15 protein-coding genes and 1 tRNA gene are annotated in these 17040 nt (G+C 67.2%); 8 read left to right on the top strand and 8 right to left on the bottom strand.

What is annotated here, in order from left to right; genetic code table 11:
- Positions 1-35: 35 nt before the first annotated feature.
- Positions 36-767, bottom strand: a complete 732-nt coding sequence (locus tag B5X90_RS18250; RefSeq protein ID WP_079555349.1) for a hypothetical protein — start codon at positions 765-767, stop codon at positions 36-38.
- The gene (locus tag B5X90_RS18245) at positions 764-1510 is read right to left on the bottom strand and encodes a hypothetical protein (protein ID WP_079555348.1); all 747 of its coding nucleotides are present in this window, start codon (positions 1508-1510) and stop codon (positions 764-766) included. The genes B5X90_RS18250 and B5X90_RS18245 overlap by 4 nt, the downstream gene beginning before the upstream one ends.
- A 278-nt stretch (positions 1511-1788) precedes the next feature.
- Between B5X90_RS18245 and B5X90_RS18240 the strand changes: the two genes are divergently transcribed.
- Both B5X90_RS18240 and B5X90_RS18235 read left to right on the top strand, forming a co-directional pair.
- On the top strand, positions 1789-3456 hold the full coding sequence (locus tag B5X90_RS18240; protein WP_079555347.1) for an ABC-F family ATP-binding cassette domain-containing protein: 1668 nt from the start codon (positions 1789-1791) through the stop codon (positions 3454-3456).
- Entirely contained in the window at positions 3453-5366 is a 1914-nt protein-coding gene (locus B5X90_RS18235; RefSeq protein WP_079555346.1) for an ABC transporter ATP-binding protein, read from the top strand. The genes B5X90_RS18240 and B5X90_RS18235 overlap by 4 nt, the downstream gene beginning before the upstream one ends.
- Before the next feature lie 26 nt (positions 5367-5392).
- Here the strand turns inward: B5X90_RS18235 and B5X90_RS18230 are convergent, their stop codons facing one another.
- The 3 genes from B5X90_RS18230 to B5X90_RS18220 form a co-directional block, all read right to left on the bottom strand.
- Positions 5393-5800 (bottom strand): NUDIX hydrolase, encoded by a 408-nt coding sequence (locus B5X90_RS18230; RefSeq protein WP_028276934.1) that lies wholly within the window; start codon positions 5798-5800, stop codon positions 5393-5395.
- A complete protein-coding gene (locus tag B5X90_RS18225; RefSeq protein ID WP_079555345.1) occupies positions 5797-6366 on the bottom strand; it encodes a DUF6314 family protein in 570 nt (189 codons plus the stop codon). Before B5X90_RS18225 ends, B5X90_RS18230 begins: the two co-directional genes overlap by 4 nt.
- A gap of 1 nt (position 6367) precedes the next feature.
- Positions 6368-6440, bottom strand: a tRNA-Arg gene (locus B5X90_RS18220).
- A gap of 82 nt (positions 6441-6522) precedes the next feature.
- Between B5X90_RS18220 and B5X90_RS18215 the strand changes: the two genes are divergently transcribed.
- Positions 6523-7314 (top strand): hypothetical protein, encoded by a 792-nt coding sequence (locus B5X90_RS18215; protein WP_079555344.1) that lies wholly within the window; start codon positions 6523-6525, stop codon positions 7312-7314.
- Positions 7315-7424: 110 nt separating this feature from the next.
- Here the strand turns inward: B5X90_RS18215 and B5X90_RS18210 are convergent, their stop codons facing one another.
- Positions 7425-9026: a chitinase gene (locus B5X90_RS18210; RefSeq protein ID WP_256860319.1), complete on the bottom strand. Its 1602-nt coding sequence runs from the start codon at positions 9024-9026 to the stop codon at positions 7425-7427.
- Positions 9027-9545: 519 nt separating this feature from the next.
- Between B5X90_RS18210 and B5X90_RS18205 the strand changes: the two genes are divergently transcribed.
- From B5X90_RS18205 to B5X90_RS18200, 3 genes are read left to right on the top strand one after another with little or no spacing between them, the layout of a single operon-like run.
- Positions 9546-11579: a glycosyltransferase family 2 protein gene (locus tag B5X90_RS18205; protein WP_143264809.1), complete on the top strand. Its 2034-nt coding sequence runs from the start codon at positions 9546-9548 to the stop codon at positions 11577-11579.
- Positions 11576-12085, top strand: a complete 510-nt coding sequence (locus tag B5X90_RS21060; protein ID WP_143264808.1) for a DUF7793 family protein — start codon at positions 11576-11578, stop codon at positions 12083-12085. The genes B5X90_RS18205 and B5X90_RS21060 overlap by 4 nt, the downstream gene beginning before the upstream one ends.
- Entirely contained in the window at positions 12075-13607 is a 1533-nt protein-coding gene (locus B5X90_RS18200) for a putative bifunctional diguanylate cyclase/phosphodiesterase (RefSeq protein WP_079555342.1), read from the top strand. Before B5X90_RS21060 ends, B5X90_RS18200 begins: the two co-directional genes overlap by 11 nt.
- A gap of 108 nt (positions 13608-13715) precedes the next feature.
- On the opposite strand, the gene B5X90_RS21315 is transcribed toward B5X90_RS18200, so the two are convergent.
- Positions 13716-13865, bottom strand: coding sequence for a hypothetical protein (locus B5X90_RS21315; protein WP_179129200.1), 150 nt, complete (start codon positions 13863-13865; stop codon positions 13716-13718).
- Between the two features lie 217 nt (positions 13866-14082).
- Between B5X90_RS21315 and B5X90_RS18195 the strand changes: the two genes are divergently transcribed.
- On the top strand, positions 14083-15105 hold the full coding sequence (locus tag B5X90_RS18195) for a hypothetical protein (RefSeq protein WP_079555341.1): 1023 nt from the start codon (positions 14083-14085) through the stop codon (positions 15103-15105).
- Between the two features lie 258 nt (positions 15106-15363).
- Here B5X90_RS18195 and B5X90_RS18190 read toward each other — a convergent pair whose 3' ends face one another.
- A complete protein-coding gene (locus B5X90_RS18190) occupies positions 15364-16014 on the bottom strand; it encodes a hypothetical protein (protein WP_079555340.1) in 651 nt (216 codons plus the stop codon).
- Between the two features lie 101 nt (positions 16015-16115).
- Here B5X90_RS18190 and B5X90_RS18185 point away from each other — a divergent pair, with 101 nt between their 5' ends.
- Positions 16116-16973, top strand: a complete 858-nt coding sequence (locus B5X90_RS18185) for an inositol monophosphatase family protein (protein ID WP_079555339.1) — start codon at positions 16116-16118, stop codon at positions 16971-16973.
- Positions 16974-17040 lie beyond the last annotated feature (67 nt).

Genomic DNA, 17040 nt, shown 5'->3' with positions numbered 1-17040 from the left:
CCCCCACGTCGCCTTCCTGCTCAGCCCCATCACGCTCAGGTCATGCCAGCTTGCTTCTTCGGCGCCCGCTTCGCAAGTGCCTTGCCCACCCAGATCAGGGACAGCCCCAGGACCAGGCAGAGGACCGCCGAGTAGTTGAAGACGAACTTCATGAAACTGAGGGACGACGGAATGACCGGGGAGAGCACGCTGAGGCAGATAGCCACGGTGCCCAGGGCCAGCAACGCCGCGCTGGAGCGCACAAGGGCCGGGAGGCCGCTGCGCAGCGTCCGCACCATGGCGGGAAACAGGGCCGCTGTGATGAACGCCGGGTACAGGCGGCCGGCGGCCCCGTAATACTCCACCAGGGCGGCATTGCGGCCGTCCTTGGCGAACACGGCGACCAGCCCCGCCGAGGAACCGGCCGTGTCCATCATGAGGAAGACCGCCACCACCGCAATGGAGGCGGCTGCGGCGACTGTAATTCCTACGGGTCCGGTGATGAGCTGCAGGGCGTCGCACGCGCTGAAGCCCCGGGCCAACCGGATTCCAAGGAAGAAGATGCCGCCGAAAATGACGAAACGGAGCACCAGGTTGGCGAAGTTCATGCCGCCCAGGACCTGGTCCACGGCCAGATACGGGGCATCAATGCTGAGCAGGATCGCCAGGGTCATCAGCGCAAAAATCCAGAACAGGGACCGGTTTTCACCGCGGAGAACGCTGGGCACGCGGATAAGCGTGACAACGCAGCACACCGCCAGCGTGGTCCACTGCAGGATCGCGATCATCCGAGGTTCTCCCAAATCTTTTCTGTTTGTGCCTGCTCCTGCTCATGGCGCCGCAGCGATTTCCCGAGCGCCTGCAACCGGTCCCCGGCCAGGGAACTAAGTTCACCGTCGGAAAGGGCATCCAACGCTGCCTGTTTCGCCCCTGGCGTCCAGCCGGCCTCGGCTTCGGTGATCAGGCCCGTGGCGACGAGCCCGCCCGTGAAGCCTACGCCCGCCGCGCGGGCGGTCGCGACCGCCAGCTCGGGGGAGAGCCGGTTGGCCGTGAGCTGGGCCGAATAGTTTTGCGGGGCCACGCCGGTGGCCGCCGACACCCGGTGACGCAACTCACCGTCGTCAACCGCGTCCACCCAGTTCCGGACCGAGGTGGCGTGCGGGGCGGCCCCCAGCGCCGGAGTCATTGAGCTGCCCTGGTCGCCATAGCCGCCGTAGGCAGGGGAGGACCGGGAAATGACTGCGCGCAACAGGTCCATGGTGGCAACCTGGCTGACGAGTTCGGCCGGCGTGGGCGGCTGCGGCGGGGCGGCCAGTTCCGCGTATTGATCGAAGGACGCGAGCTCCGCCAGCGGGCTCAAGCCCAGCGCCCGGCTGATGCTGACCAGAGTGGTTTCGGCTACCTTTCCGCGCACCAGCTGCTGCGCGAAGGTGGTGCGCTTGATCCCCGAGATCCTGCACAAATCGGCCGTGCTCGCGGACGGGGCAACGCGGTGAAGCCAGAGTTGGAACGCCTTTGCGGGTAGTGGCATCTAGGGCTTCCTGCGGAGTCGGCGGGCAGTATGGCTACTGGCATGCGGTGGGGCAGCGGCGATTGGGGCGGGCGGTGACGGGGGCGTCACGGAGTGGGCTGGGATTTTACGTGAGGTGCTAATTCAACTATGCTAAATGGTCGAACCCGCTGGTCCGTACACCCCCCAAGTCCGGACCGGCGGGTTCTTCTATGCCCGGCCGGTTTCGGTCCCGTCCGGACGCGCAGTTTCTCCCGGTCGGGACGGCCCGTTTTGGGCCGCAGTGAGAGGATGAAGTAATGACTGCAACCCTTGTTGCCAAGGAACTTTCCGGTGGACACGATCACCGCACACTCTTCTCGAAGCTGTCCCTGACCGTAGCCCCCGGCGACGTCGTCGGCGTCGTCGGCGCCAATGGTGCCGGCAAATCAACCCTGCTGCGGCTGCTGGCCGGCGTCGACGGTCCGCAGGAGGGCACCGTGAGCCTGGCCCCCGCCGACGCCTTTGTCGGCTGGCTGCCGCAGGAACACGAACGGATCGCCGGCGAGACGGTCGCGGGCTACATCGCCCGGCGCACCGGCTGCGCCCAGGCGACCCTGGAGATGGAATCCACCGCGGAAGCGCTGGGCTCCGGCGCTCCGGGCTCCGACGATGCCTATTCCCTGGCATTCGATCGCTGGATGGCCTCCGGCGCCGCCGACCTGGAGGACCGCATCCCGTCCGTCCTGGCGGACCTTGGCCTCGATGTGGGCCTGGACGCCGGAATGACCGGCCTCTCCGGTGGCCAGGCGGCCCGCGTGGCGCTCGCCGCCCTGCTGCTGAGCCGGTTCGACATCGTGCTCCTGGACGAACCCACCAACGACCTGGACCTTAACGGCCTGGCCAAGCTCGAGGCTTTCGTGCAGGGCCTGCGCGGCGGCGCCGTCCTGGTCTCGCACGACCGCGAGTTCCTGGCGCGCTGCGTGACCACGATCGTGGAACTGGATCTGGCCCAGAACTCGGTGGCGGTGTACGACGGCGGCTACGAGGCCTACCTGGAGGAACGCGCAGTTGCCCGCCGGCACGCCCGGGAACGGTTCGAGGAGTACGCAAACACCAAGGCGGACCTCGTCTCCCGCGCCCGCACCCAGCGCGAATGGAGCTCCCAGGGCGTCCGCAACGCCATGAAGAAGAACCCGGACAACGACAAGATCCGCCGGGCGGCCAGCACCGAGTCCTCCGAGAAGCAGGGCCAGAAGGTCCGGCAGATGGAGTCCCGCATCGCCCGGCTCGAAGAAGTGGAAGAGCCGCGCAAGGAATGGCAGCTGCAGTTCAGCATCGGGGCGGCACCCCGCTCCAGCGCCGTCGTGGCCACCCTGCGCGACGCCGTCGCGGTGCAGGGCGACTTCACCCTCGGCCCGGTGAACCTGCAGCTGAATGCGGGGGAGCGGATCGGGATCACGGGGCCCAACGGCGCCGGCAAATCCACCCTGCTCCGGCTCCTGCTCGGCGTCCAGCAGCCCGACTCCGGTGACGCGTCCATGGGCGCGTCCGTGGCCGTCGGCGAGATCGACCAGGCACGCGGCCTCTTGGCCGGCGACCTGTTGCTCGCAGACGCCGTCGAAGCCGTCCTGACGGACCAGACCCCGGCCGAGGTGCGCACCCTGCTGGCCAAATTCGGCCTCAAAGCCGATCACACCAACCGGGCCGTGGACTCCCTCTCCCCGGGGGAACGGACCCGGGCGGCCCTGGCGCTGCTGCAGGCCCGCGGCGTGAACCTGCTGGTGCTGGACGAACCCACCAACCACCTTGACCTGCCCGCCATCGAACAGCTCGAGGAAGCCCTCGACAGCTATGACGGCGCGCTGCTGCTGGTCACCCACGACCGCCGGCTGCTGGAAAACGTCCGCCTGGACGTGCGCTGGAACGTCGAGAACGGCGTCGTCACCGAACTGCACGCCGATGCCCCGAAAGGCAACACCAAATGAGCATGGACCGGGTCGCCTGGAGCTCCCTCTACAACATCACCCGCGCCTCCAGCGGGTCCAAGCCGTTCTCGAAGGAGACCCTGAAGCGCGTCTTCAGTTTTGCCCGCCCCCACCGCGGCAAACTGATCGCCTTCGTGCTGCTGTCCATCGTGATGGCCTTCCTGGCCGTCGCCACCCCGGTCCTCGCCGGGCAGGTGGTTGACGAGATCATCGCCCACGCGGAGGCCTCAACGGTGATCTGGCTGGCCGTCCTGATCGCCATCGTCGCGGTGGCCGAGGCCGGAATCGGCCTCGTCACGCGCTGGATGTCCTCCACGATCGGCGAAGGCGTGATCGTGGACCTGCGCACCAAGGTCTTCGACCACGTCCAAAAGATGCCGATCGCGTTCTTCACCAGGACCCGCACCGGCGCCCTGGTCAGCCGGCTGAACAACGACGTCATTGGCGCACAGTCGGCCTTCGCCGGCACGCTCTCCGGCGTGGTCAGCAATGTCGTGGCCTTGGCGCTGACCCTCGCGGTGATGCTGAACAAATCGTGGCTCGTGACGGTGCTCGCCATGATCCTGCTGCCGATCTTCCTGATCCCCGCCCGCCGGATGGGCTCCAAGCTGGCCGATCTGCGGCGCGAAGCCGCCGAACACAATGCCACCATGGGCACCCAGATGACCGAGCGTTTCTCCGCGCCGGGCGCCACGCTGGTCAAGCTCTTCGGCCGCCCGGACGAGGAATCCCGCGAGTTCGCCCTCCGGGCCGGCCGCGTCCGGGACATCGGCGTCCGCACCGCCATGCTGCAATTCACCTTCGTCACGGCGCTGACACTGGTCTCGGCCTTGGCCCTGGCACTGGTCTACGGCCTGGGCGGCTGGCTCGCGCTCGAGGGGCAGCTGGCCGCGGGCGACGTCGTGGTGCTCGCACTGCTGCTCACCCGCCTGTACGCGCCGCTCACGGCGCTTTCGAGCGCACGGGTGGAAGTCATGAGCGCTCTGGTCAGCTTCGAGCGTGTCTTTGAGATCCTGGACCTCAAGCCGCTGATCCAGCAGAAGCCGGATGCGGTGGCCTCCCCGCCAGGCCCGCTCTCGGTGGAGTTCGACAACGTCCGCTTCGCCTACCCCTCGGCGGAGAAGGTCTCGCTGGCCTCCCTGGAGGACGTGCTGACCCTGGACACCCGCGGCGGCGAGGAAGTGCTGCACGGCATCAGCTTCCGGGTGGAGCCGGGCCAGACGGTGGCCCTCGTCGGCTCCTCCGGGGCGGGCAAGTCCACCATTGCGCAGCTCCTGTCGCGCCTGTACGACGTCGACTCCGGCGCCATCCGCTTCGGCGGCACGACGCCCGGCGCGGGCGTGGACGTCCGTGACCTCACGTTCGACTCGATGCGCGCGACCCTCGGCATGGTGACGCAGGACGGTCATCTGTTCCACGAGAGCATCGCCTCCAACCTTCGCCTGGCCCGCCCGGAGGCCACCGAAGAGCAGATGTGGGATGCGCTGCGCCGTGCCCGGCTCGAAGACATGATCCGGTCCCTCCCCGACGGGCTGGACACCGTGGTGGGGGAGCGCGGCTACCGGCTCTCCGGCGGCGAGCGGCAACGCCTGACGATTGCCCGCCTGCTGATCGCCCAGCCGCGGGTGGTCATCCTCGACGAAGCCACCGCCGCGCTGGATTCGACCAACGAGGCCGCCGTCCAGGAGGCGCTGGGCGCCGCGCTGGAAGGCCGTACCGCCGTCGTGATCGCCCACCGTCTCTCGACGATCCGTGCGGCGGACGCGATCCTGGTGGTGGAGGACGGCTCGATCGTGGAGCGCGGTACCCACCGGGAGCTTCTCGCCGCCGAGGGCCGCTATGCGGAGCTGTACCGGACGCAGTTCTCCGAGGCCAGCGCGGTGGCCCAGGAATCCGTGCCCGGCTACTGAGCCGGTGCTGGAAGCCGGTGGGGGTCCTAGCCGGACGGCTTGGCGGACAGGGCCGGCAGCACATGGTCCGTCAGCAGCGGGGCGAGGTCGCCGGGCAGCTCGGCGGACAGGTCCAGCCAGCGGATCTCGGCGATTTCCGCGGACGGCCGGGCGCTCCACACCCCGGGCGCCGTGAAGACCGTGGCCTCGATCTGGGTGGCCGCCTCGTTGGCGGCGTCCGCCAGCCAGCAACCCAGCAGGTCCAGGCGGTCCGGGGCCAGCACGATCCCCACTTCCTCCTGGAGCTCGCGCGCCGCTGCCTGGGCCGCCGTTTCGCCGGCCTCGGGTTTGCCGCCGGGGTGCATGAACTTGTCCGTGCCGCGTTTACGGACGGTCAGGAGGCGCCCGGAGCGATCAAAAACGCAGACGGCGGAGACGACGATGCGCGGGTTCACCCGGCGCGCCCTGAATCCGGCGCAGCATCCGGCGTCACACGTGGCCTTGTCTCCGGATCCGGGCCTGCTCCTGCTCCTGGTGTTGCTTCCAGCCGGTGCAGGACGGACTCCAGCAGCTGGTCCTTGGCGGGCCCGGTGACGTCCCAGCGGTAGCCGCACTGGTCCGGACCCCGGAAGGTGTACGTCACGCGGTAGGTGTCCGGGTCACACCAGTGCTCGTCCTGATTGGTTTGCCCGGCAAAGCCCATGCGGTGGAAGGGACGGCCGTCCGGGAAATACACGTCCAGGACATCGGGCGTGCCCGCCGGCCGCAGCAGATATTCCCGGCTCGCCGGGCCGGTGAACGGGACGCCGCCCAGGGGCGCCCAGCGCACGGTGCCTTCTTCACGCCACCACAGGCCGCCGTCGTCGTGGCCAATGAAGCGTACGACGCCGGTGAAGGTTCCGCTGATCCCGGTGCTGCGGTCCAGCAGGGTGCGGTCGACGGACCAGGAGCCGCGCAGGTAGGCGCGGAGGTCAAAGTCCGGACCCGTGTCCGGGGTTGCGTCCGGGGCAGGAATGTTCAAGTGCCCTCGATTGGAATCGAACCAACGACACCGGCTTTAGGAGAGCCGTGCTCTATCCACTGAGCTACGAGGGCGGGTATCCGCGGGCGGCCGGGGCCGGTCCGGTCGGACACGGATATAAGCATACAAGGTGAGCGCGCGTACTACGCTCTTGGCATGACTGCAGGAACCACCGAGCTTTCAGCCGGAGCCCTCTACTACCCCGATGTGGCCGCGACCAGGTTTTACGTCGGGGCGCTGGCGAAGCTGAGCGTGCTGCAGTATTTCGTGGCCGAGTCGGCTGTGATCGGCGCCTGGGCGGGAGCGGAGCCATACAGCCGCCGCACGGGCTACATCAGCGACCTCGGCGCCGTGGCGTGCGGAGAGTTCTCCGGCCGGGACGTCTGCTCGCCGGCGCACCTGCTGATGAATGCGTCATTTGTGGTCCAAGGCCTTGGCATGGTGGTCGGCGCGCTGCTGCTCGGCTCGGCGCTCCTGTGCTGCGCCGCGCGGACCGCAGTGCCGGTCCGGCGCGGCCGGGTACCGGGGCGGGCGCACGGCCGCGCGCGCTGGGGCGCGGCGGTGGTGGCAGCGGCCGCCGCCCGCCTGCTGACCGGCGCCGCCGGGGCAGGAACGGTCATTGTGGGGCTGGTGCCCGAGGACACGGGATCGGCCTGGCACGTGGCCGGCGCCCTGATGTACTTCGCCGCCGGGGCCCTGGCGCTCCTGATCCTCGGTTGGCTTTGGCTCCGGCAGACGCCGCTCGGCTGGTTCATTTTGGGCTGCGGGGCCGTGTCTCTGGCAGCGCTCATGGCGGGCGGGCTGACGGGCATGCACGTGCCGGAACCCGGTGCCCTGGAGCGGCTCATGGGTTATCCCATCACCGTCGGCGTCGCCGCGGCCGGCCTTATCATCGCCCAGCGGGTCCAGCACGAACGCACGGCGCGCAAGCGCGCCCGGGCCCGCTGAGGCAAGGCCGCTGAGACAACGCCGCCGGTGAGGCAGGCCGGCTGAGGCAGGGCCCACCGGTGCAGGCCACTAGGCCCGGCCAGAGGGCCCGGGCCTAGTGAAGTGGGCCCTTAGGGCGCCGGCGCGGACGCCGTCGCGCTGGGAAGCGGTGCGGCAGTCGCCGTCGCCTGGGTCATGATCTTCATCAGTTCCTCGTCCCGCAGCTTTGACCACGGCGATTCCGGCGATCCCTGCAGCGCGGCTTCGGGGCTGTCGGTCTGGGTCCACCATTTTGCTTCGAAGACCCGGCCTTCGAAGAGCACCCGTGCGCCCTTGCGGTAGACCATGGCGGGCTGCCACGCCGGGGCGGTCCCGGCCGGTGCCGTCAGCTGCGGGGTAGGCCGGTCAGCAGCCAGGACCGGACCGATAATGCGCCACGGGGTCGCGGTGCCCTGGAGGACGGGATCATCCGGGGTGTCGGCGCGGGTCCACCATTTGGCCTCGTAGACGTTCGAATGCCACACGATCCGCTCCCCGGCGGTGTAGGCGGTGTTCTCGGACCACACCGGGTATGGGCTGGTGGAGGGATTGTCGCTGACGGCCGGGACCGGCGTCTGCGCAGCCGCGGCGGCCGGCGCAGAGGACGGGCTGGCCATGACACCGGCGCCGAGGATCGTGGCGAAGGACGAGCTTCCCTGGTCCACGCCGCTGCAGCCATCGGAAACCTTCGTGACGTCCGGGAAATTCTGGCTGCAGGTGCGGTCACGGTTCAGGGACCACATGGAAAGCCGGCCGATGCCGCGGGCACTGGCGTAGGCGCTGAGTTCCTGCGCGTCCTTGAGGGTGAAAATTTCGCCGGCGACGTCGTTCTGGCCGATCATCGGCGTCAACCCGACTTTGCGCCACACGGTGCCGCTGCCGAGTTCGGTGCCGGCGGCCCGGTACAGGCCGGTCAGTTGCTGATGGGTGGCTTCCGCGGCGGAGACCGCGTTCTCGTACATCGACCGGCCCGGCAGCATGCTCCCGCCGTAGTCCATGGTCATGGCGTTCACGCCGGTGAGGTCGACCCCCGCAGCGATCATCTTCTGGACGGCGTCGCTGCCCGTCGCCGTGAGGCCGTTGGGATCCGCCGGCAGCGTCAGCCAGACGCTCAGGGACTTGCCCTCGCGCTGGCGCTCCTGCTGGAGCGCGGCGATGGCCACTGAACGCCGCTGAAGGGCCGCGGGGTCGGAAAGGGCCTCGCCTTCCACGTCCAGATCGATGCTGCTGACCTGGTAGCGGTCGACGACGGCCCGGTAGGCCGACTTGAGCTGGGCAGGATCGGTGCACGTGACGGCCAGCTCCTGGTTGGCCAGCCCGCCGAAGGACACCGCCACGGTGCCGCCGAGCTGCTGAAGCCGGGCCACCCGCCGGTCCAGGTCCAGCGAGGCCGCGGCGTCGGAGAGGGAGTAGGCGGCGCCCCAGGAAGGCGAGCACGGCTCCTTGGGATCAGCCACCACGAAGGACAGCACGACCTTTTCGGCTTCCTTGGACGCCGGATCCTCGAATGCGTACCGGGGCGTCGCGGTGACATCGACATATCCCGAGAAAACGGACGGGATGGCCTCGGCCGCCCTGACGTCCTGGAAGTTGCCCCATGCGACAACGCCGCCGGCGGCGGCTGCCACCACGGCACCGATGAGTACACCCAGCCGGACCACAGATAGTTTGCGGCCTGGGAATCGTTCGGACACGGGGTCCCCCTTGTGCGTCTTTCGTTGGGCAGCCGGGCACGCGCCGGCAGCCGGCATCAGCTCGTGAAATTTCCGGGGTGTCTGATGTCCGGCAAGCCTCTGACCTTGCATTATCATAAGGGCACTCACCGGAACATTCCGGTGCGGCGTGCGGGTTTTGCCGTAGGCGCGCGCCAATATGCCGACTTTGCAGTCTTATGGGGACTAATGCCAGATCAGCTTGTCTTGCCGCGCTTGGATTCGGAAAGCGCGACCACCGAACAAAAAGGTGCGGTCCGGCGCCGTCAATGGGGGGCAGAGCGGCGTTCCGAGCCGCTGTCAATTGTTCATCCGAGACCGTCCCGGCGCAAAATAATCCTTGGCCGCCTGGGAATTCTCACGACGCTGGCGGCCTGGGTAACATACGTCATCTCCACCATTCTGAAAGAGCTCGCCGACAACCCCAATGCGGGTTTTAGGTTTCAGTTTGAGACGGTTTCCTACCTTATCGTCGTAACATTCCTGACGTTTTCCGCGCTCATGTACCTGATGGCCCGGCAGGGTGCCCTGTACCGGTTCCGCGACCATGCCAGGGTGCCGCGCGGCGAGCTGGACCGGCACTTCGCCGAGTACGCCGAGGGCATCACCGTGCTGGTGCCCTCCTACGCCGAAGAACCCCAGGTGGTGCGGGCCACGCTGTGGTCCGCGGCCCTGCAGGAGTTCCCGGACCTCAAAGTGGTGCTGCTGCTCGATGACCCGCCGCATCCCTCGGATCTGGGTGACCGGGTCCGGCTGGACAAGACCCGCGCCCTGACCGCGGAGATCGCCGCGGAGCTCAGCGTGCCGGCGTCGCGCTTCAACGCTGCCCTGGCCGAATTCCGCAGCCGGGAAAAGGCGCACGGGCGCGGCACCGCCGCCGAGGTGGCCCTGCTGATCGCCGAATATGAGGCAGCCGCCGAATGGCTGGAATCCATGGCTGCTGCCGAAACGGTGGAGGACCACGTCGACGAGTTCTTCGTCGACCTCGTCCTGATGGGCCTGGCCCGCGAGCTGAGGCTCGTGCTCCTGGGACTGAACGCTGCTCTGGCCCAGCAGACCTCGCCGCCGCGCACGCGGATCGAGGAGCTGTACCTCCGGCTGACCTGGATCTTCAACGTCTCCACCGAAACGTTCGAACGCAAGAAGTACGCGAGCCTTTCCCACGAGGCAAATAAGGCCATGAACCTCAACGCCTACATTTCGCTGATGGGCCACACCTGGCAGAAGGAAACCACCGCAGACGGCGTGGTCCTGCGCAAGGTGGGCGCCGGCGTCGCCCCCGAGCCTGGCGGCGAGGTCATGGACGTCCGGGACACGACCTATCTGTTGACACTCGACGCCGACTCGCTGCTTCTGCGCGACTACTGCCTCCGGCTGGTTTACTTCCTGGAGTCGGCCGGCAACGAGCGCGTCGCGGTCACCCAGACGCCGTATTCCTCCTTCCGAGGTGCCCCCACGCGCATCGAGCGGGTCGCCGGAGCCACCACCGACCTCCAGCACATCCTCCACCAGGGCATGACCTACTACGGTGCGACGTTCTGGGTGGGCGCCAACGCCGTCATCCGCAAACGCGCCCTGGAGGACATCGTCGAGGTGGAGACCACGGGCGGCTTCGAGGTCCGGACCTACATCCAGGACCGAACCGTCATCGAAGACACCGAATCCAGCATCGATCTCGGCCAGCACGGCTGGACCCTGGTGAACTATCCGGAACGGCTCAGCTACAGCGCCACACCCCCGGACTTCGGCTCCCTCGTGGTCCAGCGCCGGCGCTGGGCGAACGGCGGCCTGCTGATCCTGCCCAAGCTGTGGGTCCAGCTCCGCCAACACCGGTCCGAGCGCCGCGCGATCCTGTTCCGGGAAGTGCTGCTGCGGGTGAACTACATGGCGTCCATCGCGTGGGCCAGCTTTGGCCTCGTCTTCCTCCTGGCGTACCCCTATGACAGCCGGCTGCTGAGCCCGATCGTTTTCATCGCCGCCCTGCCATACTTCCTGGCCATGGGCAGCGACCTGCGCGACTGCGGCCACCGCTTCAGTGACATCCTCCGGATCTACGGCTTCAACCTCGTGCTGCTGCCGGTCAACCTGGCGGGCGTGCTGAAATCGCTGCAGCAGGCCGTCACGGGCGACAAGATTCCGTTCGCCCGCACGCCCAAGGTCAAGGACCGCACCGCAGCCCCGGCCATCTACGTCCTGACCCCGTACGCGATCGTCGCCTTCTCGCTGCTGACCGTATGGCGGGACGCACAAGTGGGCAACTGGGGGAACGTGGCCTTCGCCTCCGTCAACGCCATCCTCGCAGCGGGCGCGATCCGCGCCTACATCGGAGTCTTCAACTCCGCGGTGGATGTCTTCCTCGGGGTGGTTAACTGGCTGTATGTCAGTCCCCGGCCCAAGAAAGAGAAGGAGAGTCCCGTGATTGCCAAGACAGCCGAGGAAGTCGACTGGGAAACGATTCTCTATCACGGCGACCGACGGCTGAACCGTGACCTCCGGGGCTCCGCGGACCGCCGCCGTCGAATTGCGGTCCGATGACGCTCGAGGCCCTGGCCGGGCCCGAGGGGCGGCTGCCGGAGGGGCTGCCGGACACGGCAGCGGCCGCGGCCGGCGTCGTTCTGGGGGCGGCGGCGGTGGCCGCGGCCCGGCCGACCGACGGTGCGCCCGCCGACGGCGGTGCCGCCGGTAGCATCGGGGTGCGGATGATCGACGGCGGAATCATCGAGGTCCTGCTGCCCGCCAACCAGGAGATCGAGGGTCCGGAGGCGCGCATCGCCGGCGACATCGTCCGCACGCTCGCCGCGGGACGACGGATGCCGGTGCTCCTGGTGATCACCGGCGTCGTCGGCGTCAGCATGGAAGCCCGCCAGGTCTACAGCGGTTCCATCGCGGCGACAGCGTTCGCCCTGGTGGGTGAGAGCCCGGTTGACCGGGTCATTGCCCACTACCTCCTGCGGTCCCGAAGCGAGACGATCCCGGCCCAGTTCTTCACCTCCGAATCCGCGGCCGTTGAGTGGCTAAGGCAGTACACCCGTGAAGAATGAAGCACCGGACCCCAGGCTGCACGCCCTCGTGGAGGGCATCGTGCGGATCGCCGGAGGCGATCTGAGCACCCGGATCCCGCATTCGGGAGCCCGCGACGACGTCGCCGCCGTCATCGCCGGCATCAACCTGATGGCCGATGACCTGCAGACCATCTACCAGGAGCTGGAAGAGCGGGTCGAAAGCCGCACGGCCATGCTGCGCGAGGCGCAGGTGGAACTCGAACGCATGGCGCTGACCGACCCCCTGACCCAACTCGCCAACCGGACGGCACTGAACTCGGTCCTGAGCCACGCACTGGCGGAGTCCTCGCGCGGCGAAATGCCGCCGGCCCTCCTGATTCTGGACCTCGATTCCTTCAAGGGCATTAACGACACCCTGGGGCACAGCGCGGGCGACGACGTCCTGCGGGCCATCGCACGCCGGCTCCAGGACGCCGTCCGCGAGACGGATACCGTGGCGCGCCTTGGCGGCGACGAATTCGCCGTCATGCTGCCGAAGTCCAATCTGGTCCGGGCACGCAGGGTGGCGAACAGGATCCTCAAGGCACTCAGTGAGAGCCTCGACGTCGGGGACCTGAAAGTCACCTGCGGAACGAGCATCGGCCTGCGGATCGCGGAACCCGGCCAGTCCGTCGATGACCTGGTCATGGAGGCCGACACGGCCATGTACGCGGCCAAGGCGCAGCAGCACAGCAGCATCAAAGTCTTCGAGCCTGCCCTGCTGTACGCACGCCGACTGCAGAGCGTCATGATTACGGAAATGCGCGAAGCCATCCGGCAGGACCAGCTGACCCTGCACTACCAGCCGGTGGTGGACCTCGCGACCGGCAGGATCGAGGGCGTGGAGGCGCTGGTCCGGTGGAACCACCCGGAGCGCGGTCTGCTCATGCCGGACCAGTTCATTCCCCTGGCCGAGGAAACCGGCATGATCGTGGACCTGGGCCACTGGGTGCTGCGCAATGCCGTGCGCCAATTGCGGAAATGGCAGCAGGACCTGCAGGTGGACAGCACCTTTAACGTCCGGGTCAACATTTCCACCACCGAACTGCAAAACCTCGAGCTGATCGAACACGTGCGGGACATCCTCAGGGAGACCGGCGTGGATGCATCAAACCTGATCGTGGAGCTGACGGAGTCCATGGCGGTCAACGGCGGCGACGTCGACCAGTATTCGCTCAACGGCCTTCGCCGGCTCGGCGTGCAGCTCGAGATCGATGACTTCGGGACCGGCTATTCCTCCATCAGCTACCTGCGCAAGCTGCCGGTGAACGTGGTCAAGATCGACCGGAGCCTGATCAGCGGCCTCGGCGACGACGAGCAACAGCGGGACTTCGTAGCCGCGGTGCTGCACCTCATCCACGCCTGCGGCCTGAAGGCGCTGGCCGAGGGGATCGAGACGGCCGAACAGGCGGAAGTCCTGCGCGAGATGGGCTGCGGCAGCGGGCAGGGCTACTACTTTGGCCGGCCTGCGCCGGCGGGCGAGATTGTGGCGTTGTTTGCGGGGGGTGGAAAGCTCTTGTAGCTCCGGGCCCGGTGGATGTTGGGCGGGGCGGGTTAAAGGATGCGTTAAACAGCGACGGCGGGTCCCGGAATCGCTTCCGACACCCGCCGCCCGTCAATGCAGTCTCCGTTACTTCTTTGTGGAGTCCGGCCACCAACCAATAGCGGCCACTGAGCTGTGTCCGGAGGTGTCTGCTGCAGCAGAAATCGCTGCGGAGGCGGACATGCCTGCGGTTGCCAGCGCACCGGCGACGAGGAGTGTTGCAAGGGTCTTCTTCATTAGGACTCCTGATACGTAAGAGGCTGATGTGACTCATGTGACTTGTGGTGCAGATTTAGTATAGGGGCAAACGACACGCCGCTGTATAACGATTCGCTCCGCGATGTGCGAAGTCGTGATATTCGCGCGAAGCTTCGGAAGACCTGAGTGAATATTGCGCAGGTCTTGCTTGCGCGGTTTGTTCGTTTCCGCTCCCGCGGCAACGGATAATTGAGACATGCAACAAAGTTCCGTTTCACCCTCGTACGCCGCTGCAGAGCTGCAGGCGCGCGAGTTCCGGTCCAGCCACGACTTCCGCGAGGCTGCGAACGCCGCGCAGATGGCCGCGGATATTGCCAATGCTGAAGGTGATTCGTCGTCATGGTGGCACATGACGCTGTTCCGGGCCGAGAGCCTCATTGCCGCCGGAGAAATTGAAGCTTGCGCGGAACTTGCCGCCACACTGATTGCTGAACCCCTAGATGGGAACCGGCAGCTTCAGGCGCAGGTACACATCCTCCTGGCCCTGACTCGCCGGGGCATGGGGCTACTCGAAGAGGCCGTCGACGAGGCCAGAATCGCAGCGGACCTCATGGTTGACGAGGACGACGTCGAAATTGCCGTCAAGGCCAGGCAGGCCCTCATTGCGGCGCTCGCCGATAGTGGAAGGCTTGACGAAGCGTGGGCGGAATGCCTCATAATGGCCGACATCATTTCCGGCGAAGTCGATGACCAGTTGGTGGGCAAGGCGTACTGGGTCATTGGGAACGTCGCGTTTCTTTGCAGCAAGGTCGCCGAGGGGCTGCATTATCACGAACTCGCCGCTGGCACCTTTTCACCCGCCCGGAACCTCACTGTCTGGGCAAAGTTCAATAAGGCTTCGGCTGCCATGAGGCTCGCCGCCGATGTTGCGGACGCGGACACCCTGCGTTGCATTGAACGCGCAGAATTAGCCACAGATGTCATTGGCGGCACCGAGGAAGATCACATATTGCTCAAGCTGAACCGCGGCCACTGGAATTTCCTGGCGGGGGATCAGAAATCGGCGGTCGATACTCTCGATGACATCTTCCCGGTCCCCGAAAAGACATCGCCGCAAATATTGGGCGAGGCGTTTCTTCTTCTGGGCCGGTCGCACGCCGCTTTGGGAAACGGGGCCGAAGCCCGGAAGTACCTGATGGACGCCGCCGACTGCTTTGAGAAAGCAGGAGCCTCCCAACGTGCGGAACAGGCCCTTGAATTCCTGACCGAAGTGCCCTGACTTCGCATTGGCATGGACCTGCCCTCCGCTGGACTTAAGGGATGGACATAATGGCAAGATGTTCCCCGGCCGGGCCGAACGCTGGACATGTCCCGTGATCGAGGTCGGGTGCGAGGGACGACTCCAGCCACCGCGACCAAGAATGGACATGTCCGGTGTCCTAAGCCGGAAATAGAGAAGTAGCCCTGCCGCCGCGACCAAGAATGGGCATGTCCGGTGTCCTAAGCCGGGAATAGAGAACCAGCCCTGCCGCGCGAATCAGGACTGGACATGTCCCGGGGTGGGCGAAGCCGCGGCAGCCTTGCGTCCGAGCAACACGGCGGCGACGCCAGCCACGACGCTCAGCGCCAGAAGGACCCAGCCTGCCACGGTGAGCCCGGAGGCCAAGGCGACCTGTCCGCCGTCGAGAGTGTCGGCGGACATCATTTCATCGATCACCGTGTTGCCCCACAGCCGGACCGCGGCGAAGAGCAGCGGCAGCGACCACAGCGCCCAGCGCAGGGAATTCCGTGCCACCTTGGTTCCGATCAGCAGCAGCCAGGTGAAGCCAAAGATCAGCGGGAAGAGCATCCCGGCCGTCTTGTGGACATAGTTCAGCTGGCCCCGGGCATCGGCGTCCATGGCCGTGCGCAAGTGCTCCACGAACCCCAGGTCAAAGCCGCCCACCAACGAGTCGGGCATTGCCTGGCCTCCCGACAACTGGGTGAGCTGGTTGAGGGTGAGCAGGTGCAGGTACCAGAACAGGAACAGGCTGGCCACGACCCCGGCGATGACAATCAGATTGCTGTTGCTCTGTGCCTTCTGCGGTGTCCGGCTGGTGGTCGGATTGATCACCGGAGGGAGCTGGTGCTGGGGGACCGCCGCGTTGGCGCCGTGCTTTTTGATCCGCTGCGCGGGTGTCTTGGCCATGGCTCCATTATCGCCCGTCCTGCACACGCCTCCGCGCCGCCGTTTGACCGGGTGTCCGCACCGGCTGTTCACTGCCAACGGGCCCCGATAGTCTGGGACGCGTGACCGAACTAGGAAAACACCGGCTCGGCCGGCACAGCACCGCAGATCTCGACCCCTCACTGGATGACTACCAACTGGCCGAGGCACTGGTCCGCGAGGCCGGCACCCTGGCGCTGTTGATGCGGCAGGCCGGCCTTGAAGGCAGGCAGAAGACGTCGGTCTCGGACGTGGTCACGGCCGCCGACCACGCCGCCGAATCCTACGTCCTGGAACAGCTTCGGCGCTGCCGGCCCGATGACGCCGTCCTGGGCGAGGAGGGCGCCTCCGTGGCGGGCAGCAGCGGCCGGACCTGGGTCATTGACCCCGTCGACGGGACCTTCAACTTCCTGCATGGATCCACCTACTGGTGCTCGGCCATTGCCCTGAAGGATTCCTCCGGTGCAGGGCTCGGCGCCATCTTCCAGCCGGAGGAGGACAAACTCTGGCTGGGCGGGACGTCCCGGGCGGCGACGCTCAACGGCGAAAAACTGGTGACCTTCCTGCCCGCCGCGTCCGGCGGCACCGGACGCTCCGACAAGCCGCTGGCTGATCTCGGCGCGGCAACCTACATTCACCCGACGTGGCTGGCCGATCCGATGTGTGCCATGCCCTGGCACGCGGCAGCGACGTCGGCGGCCGCGCTTCGCATGTTCGGCTCCGGCTCCTGCGACCTCGGCCGGGTGGCGGACGGTGAGCTCGGCTGCTGGTTCCAGCACAGCTGCCCCGAGTGGGACTGGCTGCCCGGCAAGGCGATCGTGGAGGCGGCCGGCGGCGCGACCGACGTCGTGCGCGTCAACGGACTCGACTGGTTCATCGCGGGAGGCACGACGGCGGTGCAGCAGCTGCGCGCCGCCCTCAGCTCCGGGGGCGTCGGCTAGCTTCCCGCCTGCCGCCCCTCCCCGCGGGACATGCTCATTGTTCGCGGCGTGGTCATTGGGAAATGCT

The sequence above is a fragment of the Arthrobacter sp. 49Tsu3.1M3 genome (assembly GCF_900168135.1).
Lineage (GTDB): Bacteria > Actinomycetota > Actinomycetes > Actinomycetales > Micrococcaceae > Arthrobacter.
This window is presented reverse-complemented; position numbering and strand designations above follow the sequence as displayed.